The 15,217-nt window shown below is 43.4% G+C and carries 10 protein-coding genes; 8 read left to right on the forward strand and 2 right to left on the reverse strand.

Translation table 11 applies throughout. The annotated features are described in order from the left end of the window. Positions 1–10: 10 nt before the first annotated feature. Entirely contained in the window at positions 11–787 is a 777-nt protein-coding gene (locus MKY63_RS15950; protein WP_076146369.1) for a Cof-type HAD-IIB family hydrolase, read from the forward strand. A gap of 148 nt (positions 788–935) precedes the next feature. On the opposite strand, the gene MKY63_RS15955 is transcribed toward MKY63_RS15950, so the two are convergent. Continuing rightward, entirely contained in the window at positions 936–1,931 is a 996-nt protein-coding gene (locus tag MKY63_RS15955) for a serine hydrolase (RefSeq protein ID WP_080742591.1), read from the reverse strand. 113 nt (positions 1,932–2,044) lie between these two features. Here MKY63_RS15955 and MKY63_RS15960 point away from each other — a divergent pair, with 113 nt between their 5' ends. From MKY63_RS15960 to MKY63_RS15985, 6 genes are all read left to right on the forward strand, one after another. Then, the gene (locus tag MKY63_RS15960) at positions 2,045–4,417 is read left to right on the forward strand and encodes a YcdB/YcdC domain-containing protein (RefSeq protein WP_036679615.1); all 2,373 of its coding nucleotides are present in this window, start codon (positions 2,045–2,047) and stop codon (positions 4,415–4,417) included. A 719-nt stretch (positions 4,418–5,136) separates the two neighbouring features. Further along, positions 5,137–6,789, forward strand: a complete 1,653-nt coding sequence (locus MKY63_RS15965) for an extracellular solute-binding protein (RefSeq protein WP_076099479.1) — start codon at positions 5,137–5,139, stop codon at positions 6,787–6,789. Positions 6,790–6,972: 183 nt separating this feature from the next. Continuing rightward, positions 6,973–7,878, forward strand: coding sequence for an ABC transporter permease subunit (locus MKY63_RS15970; RefSeq protein WP_036679607.1), 906 nt, complete (start codon positions 6,973–6,975; stop codon positions 7,876–7,878). Positions 7,879–7,897: 19 nt separating this feature from the next. Then, entirely contained in the window at positions 7,898–8,785 is an 888-nt protein-coding gene (locus MKY63_RS15975) for a carbohydrate ABC transporter permease (RefSeq protein WP_076099478.1), read from the forward strand. A gap of 83 nt (positions 8,786–8,868) precedes the next feature. Further along, complete coding sequence (locus MKY63_RS15980) at positions 8,869–10,632, forward strand: histidine kinase (RefSeq protein ID WP_036679602.1); 1,764 nt, start codon at positions 8,869–8,871, stop codon at positions 10,630–10,632. Continuing rightward, a complete protein-coding gene (locus tag MKY63_RS15985; protein ID WP_339809286.1) occupies positions 10,610–12,271 on the forward strand; it encodes a response regulator in 1,662 nt (553 codons plus the stop codon). Before MKY63_RS15980 ends, MKY63_RS15985 begins: the two co-directional genes overlap by 23 nt. Before the next feature lie 78 nt (positions 12,272–12,349). Here MKY63_RS15985 and MKY63_RS15990 read toward each other — a convergent pair whose 3' ends face one another. Further along, positions 12,350–13,177, reverse strand: a complete 828-nt coding sequence (locus MKY63_RS15990; RefSeq protein WP_036679597.1) for a TerC family protein — start codon at positions 13,175–13,177, stop codon at positions 12,350–12,352. Positions 13,178–13,839: 662 nt separating this feature from the next. On the opposite strand from MKY63_RS15990, the gene nifB reads away from it, so the two are divergent. Next, positions 13,840–15,216 carry a nitrogenase cofactor biosynthesis protein NifB gene (gene nifB, locus MKY63_RS15995; protein ID WP_038573093.1) on the forward strand — a complete coding sequence of 459 codons (1,377 nt, stop codon included), beginning with the start codon at positions 13,840–13,842 and terminating at the stop codon, positions 15,214–15,216. The last annotated feature ends 1 nt before the right edge of the window (position 15,217 follow it).

The following is a 15,217-nucleotide window of genomic DNA, read 5'->3' on the forward strand; positions in this document are numbered from 1 at the left end:
ATTTCATAATATGTATAAGATTGTATTTTTTGATGTGGACGGTACTCTAGTAAGTGAAATTGATAGAAGCATCCCGCTTAGCACGATAGAAGCAATTGAGAAGTTGATAGAGAGAGGAATTAATGTCGTAGTTGCAACAGGGAGACCGCATAACTTATGTGAAGAGTTCAAGTCTATGGGCATTGATACCTTTATTTCTGCTAACGGTGCGCTTATCAAATGTAAGGATAACGTTATCTATAAATCAATGCTTTCAACAGAAACCGTGCGGGATGTCTCGGCTTTTGCTGAGTTAAACGGACATGGCATGTCCTATTTCACCGAACTTATAACCATGAACGGAATGGGTTCCGAGGATGAGCGCGTTATGAAGGCATTAAAGGAGACTTTGAGTCTTACACAATATCCCGAAAAAATGAGCGCTCTGCCAGAGGAGGTTTACTGTATATGCTTGTATGCGGACGAAAATGAAGCGCAAAAATTCCAAGATAGATTTCCTGAATTACGGTTCGAACGTTTTCACGGATACGTTATGAATGTGCTTGAAGAAACAAAAGTTTCTAAATCAATTGCGATTAAACAAGTGCTGGATTATCTGAATATTTGCAGGTCAGAAGCTATCGCGTTTGGTGATGGTGGAAATGATATCGACATGTTGGAGTATGTGGGATTGGGCATTGCGATGGGAAATGGTGCGGAACAGTTAAAACAAAAAGCCGATTTTGTTACAAAAAAAGCAAGTGAAGGCGGGATAGCCTACGCATTAAAGAAATTTGGTGTCATTTAAGCTTGCAGCAAACTAATTGATGAAAAATTGAGAACGATTTTTCGTTCAAATCAAACAGCGACAGCCCAAGACTTTATCAGTCTATGGCTGCGGCTGCTTTATGGATTGTGTGGTATCCACACATAGAACTGCATGTGATTTCTGGTTCTTACTGCCCTAGAAGAGCAGGTACAATAAACCGGCCGAAAACATTTGCAGGAGAGCCTTTTTTGTACTTATCCGCGGTGATAACGGCAACCAGCTCGTAAGCAGGAACTACAATAATATGCTGACCTTTGAAGCCGAGTGCAAAATAATAAGGGATCTCGTTCGGCTGCTGTTCTGAACCTGCATTGAACTGGGATACCCACCAATGCCAGCCGTAGAATCCTTTTTGCGGATGATTGGCTTCAACGTAAGGGCGAGTGGATTGCTGAATTGTATCCGAAAAAAGGATCTGCTGATTCTTCCAGCGTCCCTCCTGTAAATAAAGTAAGCCGAATTTCAGCATATCCTCTGGCTTCAGATGAAGTCCGAACCCACCGGTATGTATGCCTTGCGGATCGCTCTCCCAGTGATAGCTTTGAATACCAAGCGGTTGAAACAGCTGGTCTTCGGCAAATTCTGCAACCGCTTGTCCAGAACAATCACGCAGGATTGCGGACAAAAGCTGGGAGGAGCCTGAGTTATAGGTCATCACGGTTCCTGGTGTATGAGCTAATGGCTGTGCAAGCACGTATTTTATCCAGTCCGCGGTTTTAGTCATGGCCGGAAAAGAATTCTGCCCACCGAACTCTGTCCAGTTAAAGCCTCCGGTCATCGTTAATAAGTGTTCGATAGTGATCTCCTTTTTACGTGGGTCACGATCTTCTTTTAATGAAGGAAAAAATAAAGAAATAGGTGTGTCTGGAGGTGGAATGATTAGTTTATCTATGGCTATGCAAACTAAGGCAGAAAGTACGCTTTTGGTGCACGAGTTGATTTTGCCAAGCTCTGCAGCGATTTGTGGATCACGGTAATGCTCCAGTATGGTTTCTCCATGTTGAACGATTAGACAACTGCGAATGTCTAGGCTAGTAATACCGTCAATAAGCGGCTGAAGGTTCCAGTCAGTAATGTCGGTGACCCCCTTTCTAGATGAATTATAGCTGCAACTGTTTACCATTATAGCTCACATCACCAAAATGTCGTAATTTCCTGTCGTTAAATAATTATGGAAAATACAAGAAAATATCTGTATAATAATATGAATCACGTGTTAGAGGAGGATGAATTCTTTTGAAAAGCAATAGTACTCTTTTTGTTCATCAAACGGCTAAAACGGTATTGATCACTTCAGTTGCACTCGCGTTACTCTTACCCCCTGGCTTAGCCGCAGCCGATTCTATATCTGTTAGCAGCAATACTTCCGTAACGCAGGTTAGTACGCAATCAGCGGCTCCAGCTACGACTACGAACTCTGAGGCTGATCCTACAAAAGTGAAATTCACGCAGGAGCAAGCCATTGCAAAGTTAAAAGAACTATTCCCATCCCTAAAAGATGCAACTGTAAACAATGTTCAACTGGGATCTAACCAAAGCTACCCAGCACCAGCAAATCAAATGATCTGGCATATTCAGTGGCAGGTTCAAGAAGGGAATATGGGATATGGTTTTAGCAGTGAGGTAGACGCCATTAATGGTGATATCATCAATACCTATCTCTCATTCTCGCAGGAAAAGAACGAGTCCTATTATCCACCGAAAGTATCGCAGACTCAGGCATTGGAGATCGCCAAGACTTTTGTGGCTAAGGCAGCCTCATCAGTTAAGAGCAGTGAGCTGCAATTAAATGAGAATGTCGGTTATAGTTATTTTTCGGAATCATTATTCGGTCCTGTTCAATATGGGTATAACTTCAGTATTCTGAAGAATGGTATTCCTTCTGGATCGGACAGCATTAACATAGTTGTGGATGGTAACGGAAATGTAACGCAATTCTCTAAGTCTTCTCAAGGGCTTGAGTACCCGTCTGCACAGCCCAAGATTACCTTGGAGCAAGCACAGAAGCAATTTGCGGAACAGTTTGATGTGGGCCTATTTTACATTCCTATTTATAAGAACGGAAAACCTAACAACTGGATTCTAGGCTGGCGTCCAATAGATCAGTCTCTATATCCTATCGATGCATTAACGGGCAAGCGGATAGATTATGAAGGAAAAGAATCCGTATCCACCTCAGTCGTGTATTCAGAAGTAGCGAAGAGTAAGGATGTTTTTCAGGCAAGAAGTTCTAGTACAGAGCTTTCTGCAAAAGAAGCAGCACAGCTTGTAGAGAAGGTTGCTTATATTCCAGCAGACCGTAAATTGATCTCGCAAACCTTGAGAAATGACTATCAGGATTCAGATCGAAAAATCTGGCAGCTATACTGGGGCAGTAATGGAAATGATCGTTACATTGGTGCTGGCTTTCCAGAGCAATCCTCTGCCGAGATCGATGCAAAGACCGGTGAAGTATTGCAGTACCAGGTTCAAGCTTATGGTGCTATTCAGGATAAGAAGAAGGAAGAGCCGGCACCTGCTGGAGGTAAGAAGCTTAGTGAGGCTGAAGCGAAGGTGAAAGCGCTTAGTATAATTAATAGTCTATATCCTCAGGCGAGCCAGAAGCTAAAGCTGGTAGAATACGGGGATAATTCGAGTTTGACTTCAGACGGATCAGGATATGGATATCAGTTTATTAGATATCATCAAGGAATTCCTGTGAGTGGCAGCACCATTACGGTAAGCTTGGATCTTTACGGCAGACTGACTTCTTATATGGGGAATCGGATAAGCAGTATCGATGAAATCACATTATCGCCTGATGCAACAATTTCCAAGAAAGAAGCGCTCGAAAGTTATAAACCTAAATATCAGACTAAGCTGAAGTATACTCAGGTTGGCGGATACAATACTTATAGAAACTATGTCGCACCGAAGGTGAAGCTGGTATATGATACAACCTTTGATGAATCTAACGGATTGAATCAGGTTTTGGATGCAGTCACTGGAAAATGGATTGCGGTCTATGATTATCTCGGTCAGCAGGATGCTCAACTATCTGCAACGGATATCAAAGGCCATACAGCAGAGCGGGAATTATCAGAATTGGTAAACCACCATGTGATTACACCGGATGCCGATGGCAAAGTGAACCCGGATCAAGAAATAACTGTCGGTGATTGGTTAACCTATCTTGCCAAAGCTTCTAGCCCAAATTTCACCAATTATTATAATAATAATGAACGGAAAACTGTAGCAGGCGTGAAGCCAGAGAATTCATATTATGATGCTGTTATTTTTGCAGCGGATCGTAAATGGATCAATAAGGATGAAAGCCTGCAAGTAGAGAGTAAGTTAACCCGGGAACAGCTTGCTGTTCATCTGGCTAATTTCTTGAAATATAATAAACTTACAGCTTATCTTGATAAAGATGTGACTGTAAGTCAGTTTAGTGATAGCTCAGCTATAAACAATAAGGGGGCGGTGGCTCTTGTTGTGAAATTGGGACTCTTAAAGGATGACAACGGCAAGTTTAATCCGCAGCAGAATGTAACAAAAGCGCTGGCGGCTTCGGTGATCATGAAGCTAGTGGAGCTGCAAGGAAAGACTGATCAGATCATAGGCCAATAAGTATTAAAAAGACAGCCAGGCAGCGATTCTCCGACGATTGGAGGATCGCTGCCTGGCTTTTTAGTTTGTAGCGCGGTGGAGTGACTGAAGCATCTCTATCTGGCAGATGCAGTTTTCGGTCTCCACCCAGCATTTTTTTGTGCGCCGATTCTTGCTGGAATCCGTAAAATAACTGTATTCTATACAGTTATTTCTTGTGCAAAAGGTGAATGTGAATCTTTAATTGCATTCTCTGCAACTAAAAACTAGAGAATTCACCTATCGGCGAGAAAAGCAAGAATATAAGTGTACGAAATACACTTATATCCTTTGGCCGAGTGATTTGATGCATTATAAGTGTACTAAATACAATTAAACGCGTAATGCCGCGTAATTCAATGCTTAATTTAATCCTCAGCGCAATTCTCAACGCAATCCTCAGCGCAATTCTCAGCGCAATCCTCCTACACTATGCACCGCCGGCTCATTATAGGTAATCTTGATGGCTAAGATTCTTAAGGGATAGCATAAGGATCAGCCTCTTTTTGTGTAATTAATTACCAATACATAGACACTTACAATCTCACAGTATTATGATAATCAGAGTGATCCTAAAGCGGAGCTTTGTTAGGCGAACATGAATAGGTAAAGAAAAGATACCGAATGTAAACGGTTCACACTCGCTGTGTTAACGCTTTCTTCTTACAATTAGGATATAGAAAATAAGGGAGGTTCAATAGATGAAAAGTAAGATTAAAGGCTTGCCTTTAATGGCATCGGCCATTGTTTTATCATTAGTTTTCAGTGGTTGCTCCAGCAATAATAGTGGAGACAGTAGTAGTTCCGCAGAGGGAAACACTAGTGCGCAAACGGAAATGGAAGGCGGTCCTTTAACCAAATATGATCCGCCGATCAAACTTCGCTCCACGATGAACGAAACAGGCAAAGAGACGTTGGCGCAGGGCGATACACATTCCAATAACATCTGGACCAGAGGATACGAGGAAGAACTTGGGATTAAAGTGTCCTATGACTGGATTGTGGCTGATGCCAACTATAACGATAAAATGAACGTTACCTTGGCGAGCGGCGATTTGCCTGATTTGTTAAAGGTGTCCACGGTGCAATTCGAGCAGCTTTATGAAGCTGGCATGTTGGAGGATTTGACCGGGGTGTTTGATAAATATGCTTCGGATCTTGTCAAAGAATATTACGCTGAAGAAGACGGAGCAGGACTAAAGCCGGTTACGAAAGATGGAAAACTGATGGCGATGGTAAGCTTCCCGGGTTCGCTGGATTCCTCTGATATGATATGGATTCGAAAAGACTGGATGGACAAGCTGGGTCTGGCAGAACCAACATCCATGCAGGATATTATTAAGATTGCAGAAGACTTTACATTTAAAGATCCAGACGGAAATGGCAAACAGGATACTTACGGCATTTCGTTGAACAAGGACTTGCCAATCAATGCGTTTCTTCTCGGGTACCATGCCTACCTGGAAACTTGGATCAAAAATGCCGATGGCGAGGTTGTGAATGGTACGATTCAACCGGAGGTAAAAGCTGGACTTGCGGAGCTGCAAAGATTGTATAAAGAAGGAGTCATTGATCCAGAGTTTGGGGTAAAAGACTTTGCCAAAGCGATGGAGGATGTGAATGCTGGTAAATCCGGTATGTTATTTTTGCCGCAATGGGCCCCTTTCCAAGTAAAGGACATGATTAAAAAAGATCAAAATGTTAACTGGGTGCCTTATCCAGTACAATCTATTGATGACCAACCTGCCAAAACTCAAAACCATCTTACAATTGGTGGCGTATTCGCGGTCCGTAAGGGCTACGAGCATCCGGAGGCATTGATCAAGCTGCTTAACTTCCAAGCAGAGAAAATGTTTGGGGAGTCCGCTAAAACAGAACGGGCAAAATATTTGAACGGGGACACAGGTCTGGGCTTCCAAAACGCGGTTGTATCCAACCTGCCACCGAACAAAAATGTAAAGGCACAGGATGAAGTGGAAAAAGCCCTTGAATCGGGGGATACCTCAAACATGGGCCTTGAAGCTAAATTATTCTATGATGATATTCAAAGCTACCGCGGCGGAGATCTTGATAAATGGCATATGGAACGGATCTTTGGGCCGCTTAGCTCACAATCGGTTATCAAACACTACCGCGACAATGACTTGGTGTTGATGAATGAGTTCATTTATGCCCCAACCAAAACGATGAACAGCAAAGCGGCTACCTTGGATAAACTGCGTGCAGAGACCTTTGTCAAAATCATTTACGGAAGTCTTCCTATCGATGAATTCGACAAATTCGTAGCCAACTGGAAAAAGCTCGGTGGAGATCAAATTACGAAAGAAGTAAATGATATCGTAAAAGCTAACTAGTAAAAACGACGCAGAAGAGGACTGCCCCTAGTCATGATAATGACAAACGGGCAGTTCTTTTTTTGGCTGAACAGCTATTCGGTTCGATAACCAGGTCAACAAAAGATACTTAAAGTCAATACGCTACACTATTAAGGCAATTTGGGGCTGCTCTATAATTGAGATACAAGGAGGAGAAAGCATATGCACTTTAATACTAAGCAATTTCTACGTAATATTCCGCTCCATTTAATGATTTTACCTGCCTTAATAGTGATCATTATTTTCAGTTATATTCCGATGGCTGGCCTTGTAATTGCCTTCCAGAATTTTTCCCCGATTTCAGGGTTTAAGAATATGAACTGGACAGGGCTCGAAAACTTTCGTTATTTGTTTGAGCTTCCCGGTTTTGGACAGGTCGTATGGAATACTGTATTTATCTCCGTCATGAAAATTATTGCTGGCCTGACCGTGCCAGTTATAGCGGCTTTATTGCTTAATGAGGTTCGTGTAAACGGCTTCAAACGTTCAATTCAGACGATTATTTATATGCCGCACTTTTTCTCATGGGTTATCTTGGGTGGGATTATCGTAGATGTACTGTCTCCGAGCAGCGGGATTGTCAATATGCTTTTAAAAGCACTAGGCATGCAGCCTATTCAATTTCTAGCCGACAATAGCTGGTTCCCATACGTACTAGTGATCACAGATCAATGGAAGGAGTTTGGATTCGGGACGATCATTTATTTGGCGGCTTTAACCAGCATTGACTCCTCTCTTTATGAAGCTGCTGTAATCGATGGTGCCGGAAGATGGAAGCAGACCTGGCATATTACGCTTCCGGGCATTCGCCCGATTATGATCCTGATGCTTACACTCAGTCTTGGCAACGTCCTGAACGGGGGATTTGACCAAGTGTTCAATCTGTACAATCCGCTAGTGTATGAATCAGGCGATATTTTGGACACGATGATTTACCGAATTGGTCTTCAGGATGCTCAGTACTCTGTATCGACCGCATTAGGATTGATAAAATCTGTAGTTTCCTTCGTATTTATCGGGCTGGGTTACTATCTGGCGTATCGTTTTGCTAAATATCGGATTTTTTAGAGAGAAAGGAGTGGACTAAATGCACCATACTTCAACTGCTTATCGTTGGTTTCTCCGCTGCAATTATGTATTTCTGACTTTGCTCGCAGTGCTTTGTCTTTTTCCGATCGTGAACATTCTGGCGATCTCCTTCAGCTCCAGCGCAGCTGTTAACGCGGGTAGCGTAACCTTCTGGCCTGTGGATTTCACACTTTCTTCCTATAAATATATCCTTCAGAACAACCAGTTCATTCACTCCTTCGGAACTAGTCTGCTCCGGGTAGTGCTTGGCGTATCCGTTAACCTGTTGTTTACGATTCTAGTAGCTTATCCATTGTCTAAAGAGGCAAAGTCCTTCCGCTCACGGACCGTGTATGCCTGGGTTTTTGTGTTCACGATGCTCTTCAGTGGGGGTCTGATTCCTGGCTATTTAATTGTAAAAGAAATGGGGCTGCTGGATAGCATCTGGGCGCTTGTTATACCGGGCGCGGTGCCGATCTTTAATGTTCTGCTTATGCTCAATTTCTTCAGAGGTTTGCCAAAAGAATTGGAGGAAGCCGCATGGATGGATGGCGCAGGACACTTACGTACGTTATGGAGTGTGTATCTGCCGGTATCTATGCCAAGTATTGCGACCATTACGTTGTTCGCTTTGGTGGGGCACTGGAATGCATGGTTCGATGGTATGATTTATATGAGAAGCCCGGAACATTATCCGCTGGCCACCTATTTACAATCCATACTTCAGCAGGTATCGATCCAGACTGAAAATATTACTTTTGAACAAGCTGCGTTATTAAATCAAATCTCAGACCGTACAACGCAAGCCTCCCAGATCTTCTTGTCTATCATTCCGATCCTGGCGATTTATCCGTTCCTGCAAAGATATTTTGTGCATGGACTAGTCGTGGGTAGTGTAAAGGGGTAAACTGGACTGGACCTAAATATAAGAAGGAGCCTGAACATGGCTCCTTCTTTATTATTATTCGTTAGAAGAGGGAGAAAATTCCAATGAAATCATTCTCCATCGGGTGGAACCCCGATTCCATTGTGATCAAGCTGATCGGAGCTTTCCTATTGGTCATGCTTCCACTCTGTGCGCTGAGTATATCTATTACCTACTATAGCTCCAACCAAATGCAAGCTGAAGTGGAGAGGGCGAACGAATCGAAGGTTCATTTTTACTATAGCCATCTTGAATTTGAGCTGCAACGGATAACGGGCTTAGTCACGGAGTACTCTCAGGATGAAACGCTGGCTACCTTCAGTACCCGTATTCCAATTATGAGCCGGTACGAAGTGGATTCTAATCTGAACAATATATACACCAAGCTAAAACAAATCAAAGAAACCAGTCCTTATATTAGTGATGTTGTGTATTATGTACCGGAAATTAATAAGCGGGTTAGCGCTGCGGTGGGGGTTAGGGATGTCACCAATGAGGAATGGCAAAGTCTGCTGGCCACTATGGGCAATCTGAAGGGCGCTTTATCTAAATACGAAGACGAGTTGTATTTACTGCGCAGTAATCCCTATAACCTGGATCGCAATCTTTCACCTAATTTTTTGCTGGGAGTGAAGCTTTCGTCGCCTGAGCTTGAGTTGCGTTTGAAAGAATTTGCTGTATCAGGGGGGAGCGATATTACGTTGGCCTTCGGCAATAACGATTATGTGATATCAACTTCTGACCAGAAGCCCAGGTTATTCCCAGTAGAGAAACCGCTAAATAGTGAAGATACTGTAAGTGTGCAGCGGTATCGTTATGATGACTCTTTTTATTATTCGCTCTACGATCACAGCAATAACTTTAGGCTGACCGCAAATATTCCCAACACGGTGCTCATGAAGCCGATTCATGTGTACTCATTGCTGCTGTGGCTGTTGTTCGTTGTCTCGATAGTGATCATTATCTTGTTCTCTTTATGGACGTACAGGATGATTCATCGACCGATGTCTATTCTTATCAGAGGGTTTAAGAAAGCGGAGCAGGGGCAGACGGGGATCTTTATTACTCACTCCCGCAGGGATGAGTTTGGGTATCTATATTCTCGTTTCAATGAGATGCTTAAGCATTTAAATACACTAATTGATGAGAACTACGTGCAGCGTATCCGGACAGGGGAAGCGGAGCTTAAACATTTACAATCGCAGATCACGCCTCATTTTCTCTACAACAGTCTATTTAGCATAAAACAGATGGCTGAGGTGGAAAATGTAGAGCTGATCAAGGAGTTCTCTGATTATTTAGGGCAATATTTTCGGTACATGACCCGGGATTCCGCCCAGGAGGTTACTTTGCAGCAAGAGCAGGAGCATGCTTTGGTCTATCTGGCTATACAACGGATTCGTTTTGGCGCGAGAATTAGAGCTGAAGTAGATGAGATTGCAGCGGATTGCCGGGACATCAAAGTCCCACGGGTCCTCCTGCAGCCCATTATTGAAAATGTATTCGAACATGGGCTTAAGCAAAAAAGCAGCAATGGCCTATTAAAAATGAGTTATGAAAAAGTTGAGCATACGCTGACTATTATAATAGAAGATAACGGTGACTCGCTTAGTGAGGACAAGTTAAATCTCTTGCAGCGCCAGTTCTCCGAGCAGAATGCCATTCAGGGGGAGATCACAGGTTTATTAAATGTAAATCAGAGATTGAGGATCAAATTTGGTTCTCCTTATGGCTTGCAGGCAGAGAGAAGTTGTTTGGGCGGGCTTTGTGTAAGAGTCAATTTACCGCTTAAAGGGGACGTGCAGGATGCAACGAATGATGATAGTTGATGATGAGCCTAATATTTTGGATGGGCTGTACGAATTTTTTGTAAAGGCAGATTTTAAAGATTTAGAGATCATAAAGGTTCATTCAGCGGATCATGCCATAGATTGGCTTAATACCGTAAAAATAGATATTGTGCTTAGTGACATCTGTATGCCAGGTATGGATGGGATGGCGTTAATTCAGGAAATTGTCGACCGCTGGCCGCGTTGTAAAGTAATTCTGCTGACAGGACATAATGAATTCGATTTTGCCCATCAGGCGATCCGAAATCCATGTGTAGTTGACTATTTATTGAAGACAGAGGGGATGGATAAAATTCGTGCCGCTGTGGAGCTGACTTTGGAGAAAATATCTTCAGAAGAGGATTATTTCTATAAAAGCCAATGGCTTCGCGATAAGCTCCCGCGTGCTCTGCCCCAGTTACAGCAGCAATTATTACACGATATTCTAAGACGCACCGAACGGATAGACCGGCAGAGCTTGCAGGTTGAATTCGACGCCATTCAGCTCCCGTTCAAAGCGGATGGACCCGTCCTGCCTATTATTCTGCGGATGGAGGCTTGGCGAAATTATGAAACGGCTTCAGACCGGAGTTTAATTCGTTATGCGGTAGCCAATATTGCGGAGGAGCTGCTCAGCGACAAGGTTGAAGTTAAGGCTGTGGATCTGGACCCGGGGACGATAGCTTGTTTTGTTCAGCCTAAAAGTGAAAGTGTATCCTCAATCAAGGAAGAAGAGCTCTGGTTAAAAACGCTCCGTTTCGTCCATGGAACAATGGAATCCGTTCAGCAAGCCTGTGGCAAATGTCTGCAACTATCTGTGTCTATTATCGCCAGTGATCAGGAAGTGCATTGGCATGAGCTGAACTATGCCTTGAACCGTTTACGATTAGCCATTTTTGATAGCCCCGGACTTGGGATGGAAAAGCTGCTGAGGATAAATACCAAGGAACTGAGCCCAAGTCCAGGTTCTATGCATAATCGAAATGCAACAGCGGAACTACTGCTCGACTATTTAAAACAACGGCTGCTTGAAGGTGATCTCGATTGGGGCACATCTTTTCGCAAATGGGTGGAGCTCTCGGGGGAAGGTGGGCCGGAGGATCCTTTTTTGAGATTAAGATTAATGTCTGGGATCAGTAACACCCTGCTGCAGACTTTACAAGAGTTAGGTTTAACGGAAAAAGCCCATAGCGGTATGAATTTATCACGTATGTTATATTTTAATATCAATACACACTGGTCGGATGTCATCTCTTTTTATCACACGTTCTTTGAATGGATTATCTCGAACAGAAGCGCTACCTATAAACATGATGAATCGAACATCCTGTCCATGATCCACCAATATATTAAATCCCATCTGGCCGATGATTTGTCCTTAACCCGGATTGCGCAGGAAGTCTCACTTAATCCGTCCTATCTGTCACGCTGGTATAAAAGAACGACAGGGAAGGGGATTTCTGATTATATTCTGGAGAAAAAAGTGGAGCTGAGTAAGGAGCTGCTGCTTGGAACTGCTCTAAAAATGCACGAGATCTCCGGCCAGCTCGGGTTTAGTGATCAGCACTATTTTTTCCGATTCTTTAAAAAAACAGTTGGCTGTACGCCGCAGGAATATCGAGAGCAAAAACGAGGATAAATAACAATACCCCGAAAGACGGACACCTGTTCAGAAGGTGCATCTTACGGGGTATTGTTTGTGGCTGTATTTTAACGATTATTTACCGAGTTGTTTGTCTACTTCTCTAACCGGATTCTCGCCAACATTCTCTTCAACCTTGTGGCTACTCATAAACCAGCCGATTACAGCGATGAGTACGAGCACAACGTAGAAGGTGGCTTTCCACCAGGTACTATGAGCGAAATCTTCGGACAGAACACCAAGTGAAGGGTGCGCCAATGTAATGACTGACAGCTTAACACCCACCCAACCTACGATAAAGAAGGCTGCAATTTCAAGTCCTGGACGGGAATGCAGCAGCTTAACGAAGAAGGAAGCTGCGAAACGCATAATGACCAGACCGATAAATCCACCGGCAAAGATGACGAGGAATTGTCCGCCATCGAGGCCTCCGATTTTTGGAAGACCACTTGCAGGAAGAGCAACCGCGAGTGCAACTGCGGCTAGGATGGAATCGACCGCGAAGGCGATGTCAGCGACTTCTACCTTCAGAACAGTAAACCAAAAGCTGGATTTCTTTTTATTGACCGCACCGTCAGTGCCGCTTTCAGCAGCTTCATCTGTGACGGGCTTCTTAAACAACAGTTTTCGGAAAATATGATTACCCGCGATAAATAATAAATAAATCGCGCCGATGGCTTGTACTTGCCAGATATCGACCAGATAGGAGATGACAAATAGCGAACCGAATCGGAACACGAAGGCCCCCGCTAATCCGTAAAACAGCGCTTTTTTTCTTTCCTCATCAGGAAGGTGCTTAACCATAATTGCCAATACCAATGCGTTATCTGCGGCGAGTAGTCCCTCTAGTGCTACCAGAACAAGCAATACCCAACCGTACTCTAATAATAATCCCCAATCCATTACTGTTGTCCTCCCTTTTTGAATGCAAATATCTACCAAAAGATATCTACCCTACCATTTTAACCAAATTTATATAAAAAAGACCTTTACCAAACAGATTAGCCTTTGGAATAAAGGTCTAACCTGATTGGTAAAGGTCTCGCTAACAATGTGAATTGCCAATAAAGCCGGAGAATATCCTCATATTCTCGTATTGACGACTTTATTTAACAGCTACTCCCCTTTACGGGATATATTAAATTTTTAAGATTATTCAATGTGTTCTTGCCTAAAGAGATCATATACGAGATGAAAGTCATTGTCAATAAAAGTTGCAGAAATAAATGGATTCTATCTTTTAAGAATCATTAAAATGGCCAGAAACATGACATGATGACGGAAATCAACAGAGATTGAATAAAAATGGAAACGGAAACATGATACATTTAGGTTATATAAACTAACATTTAATATGACGAAACTGCAAACATAAGGAAAAACAGGACTTAAAAAGGAAAAACTCGATTGACGATGTAGGTTGATGAAAATATGATGAAACTAATCAAAGCAATCGAACATGGTTTGTGTTAACTAAAATTACATCAGTTGTTCTGTTGAAGTGAGTTTTACTGCGAAGAAGTACTAGAAGTTCATGTTGCATAAAACTTTTAGGAGGTGGGGAAATGCCGCAGACGTCATCGAGGTTATCCATTGAAGCAGAGGAGGAGCTCAGCCGCCATCCCTGCTACAGCGAGGAAGCTCATCGTTTTTTTGCTAGGATGCACATCCCGGTTGCTCCCGCCTGTAACATCCAATGTAATTACTGCAACCGAAAATTCGATTGTGTGAATGAAAGCAGGCCTGGTGTAGTTAGTGAAGTGCTAACTCCAGAGCAAGCTGAAAGAAAAGTGAAAGGTGTAGCCGCACAGCTGATGCAACTGTCGGTAGTTGGGATTGCAGGTCCGGGTGATCCGCTGGCGAATCCAGAACGAACCTTTGACACGTTCGAACGAGTCAAGCGGCAGATCCCTGATGTTACCCTTTGCCTGAGTACTAATGGATTGACCCTTTACAGGCATGTAGACGCCATACTAGCGCTAGGTATCCGTCATGTCACGATCACCATCAATGCCATTGATCCCAATGTGGGCCGTGAAATTTATCCATGGGTTGTTGACGAAGGGGTCCGGTACGAAGGACAAGAAGCAGCGGAGCTGCTGATCAGCCGCCAGCTTCAAGGTTTGGAGCTGCTGGCACAGCAAGGTATTCTTGTTAAAGTTAATTCCGTTATGATTCCAGGGGTCAATGATCATCATCTCCCTGAAGTATCGCGAACAGTTAAAGCGCTCGGGGCAACTCTGCATAATGTGACGCCTTTAATTATCGCACCGGGAAGTCAGTATGAACGGGATGGGCGCAAGGCGCCGCGTCCTAAAGAACTGCACAACCTGCAGGAAGTGCTTGGGCGCGAAGGAATGAAGGTCATGCGCCATTGTCGGCAATGCCGTGCTGATGCCATTGGGCTGCTGGGTCAGGATCGTAATCAGGATTTTATATTAGAAAAGATGGATGCAAATCCAGTTATAAATGAGCAAGCTAGAGCGCTCTTTCAACGTGAACTCGATGCCAAAATCCGTCAGCGTGTCAAAGCCAAAGAGCTAAGGCAGAACTCTTTCCAGCAAGGGCAGCACACCACCAAAGTCGCTGTTGCTACACGTGGTGGGGATAAGGTCAATCAACATTTTGGCCACGCGACAGAGTTCATGGTTTATGAAACAGATGGAGTAAGCGTGAAGCTGCTAGGTGTCCGAAAGATTCAGGCCTATTGCCACGGTAAAGCGGATTGTAATGGGGATAAGAATACCACGCTACAAGAAATTATTTCTATATTACAGGACTGTCAAATATTGCTCTGCTCTGGTATTGGCGATGTCCCTCGCGCCAGCTTAAATAAAGCCGGGGTATTGCCTCTGGTGCGTAAAGGTGAAATACAGGATGTGATTCTCGAAAGTGTGAAGATCAGCTCTTATTTTGAAAATATATCGATTTCGAAGGGATGAT

This window comes from Paenibacillus sp. FSL R7-0189 (assembly GCF_037969925.1).
Classification (GTDB): Bacteria; Bacillota; Bacilli; order Paenibacillales; family Paenibacillaceae; genus Paenibacillus_AQ; species Paenibacillus_AQ odorifer.

Bases quoted from the DNA above. Each gene is read 5' to 3' on its own strand.
- MKY63_RS15950 (WP_076146369.1), top strand. From the start codon at position 11: ATGTATAAGATTGTATTTTTTGATGTGGACGGTACTCTAGTAAGTGAA.
- MKY63_RS15955 (WP_080742591.1), bottom strand. From the start codon at position 1,931: ATGGTAAACAGTTGCAGCTATAATTCATCTAGAAAGGGGGTCACCGAC.
- MKY63_RS15965 (WP_076099479.1), top strand. From the start codon at position 5,137: ATGAAAAGTAAGATTAAAGGCTTGCCTTTAATGGCATCGGCCATTGTT.
- MKY63_RS15970 (WP_036679607.1), top strand. From the start codon at position 6,973: ATGCACTTTAATACTAAGCAATTTCTACGTAATATTCCGCTCCATTTA.
- MKY63_RS15975 (WP_076099478.1), top strand. From the start codon at position 7,898: ATGCACCATACTTCAACTGCTTATCGTTGGTTTCTCCGCTGCAATTAT.
- MKY63_RS15980 (WP_036679602.1), top strand. From the start codon at position 8,869: ATGAAATCATTCTCCATCGGGTGGAACCCCGATTCCATTGTGATCAAG.
- MKY63_RS15985 (WP_339809286.1), top strand. From the start codon at position 10,610: ATGCAACGAATGATGATAGTTGATGATGAGCCTAATATTTTGGATGGG.
- MKY63_RS15990 (WP_036679597.1), bottom strand. From the start codon at position 13,177: ATGGATTGGGGATTATTATTAGAGTACGGTTGGGTATTGCTTGTTCTG.
- nifB (WP_038573093.1), top strand. From the start codon at position 13,840: ATGCCGCAGACGTCATCGAGGTTATCCATTGAAGCAGAGGAGGAGCTC.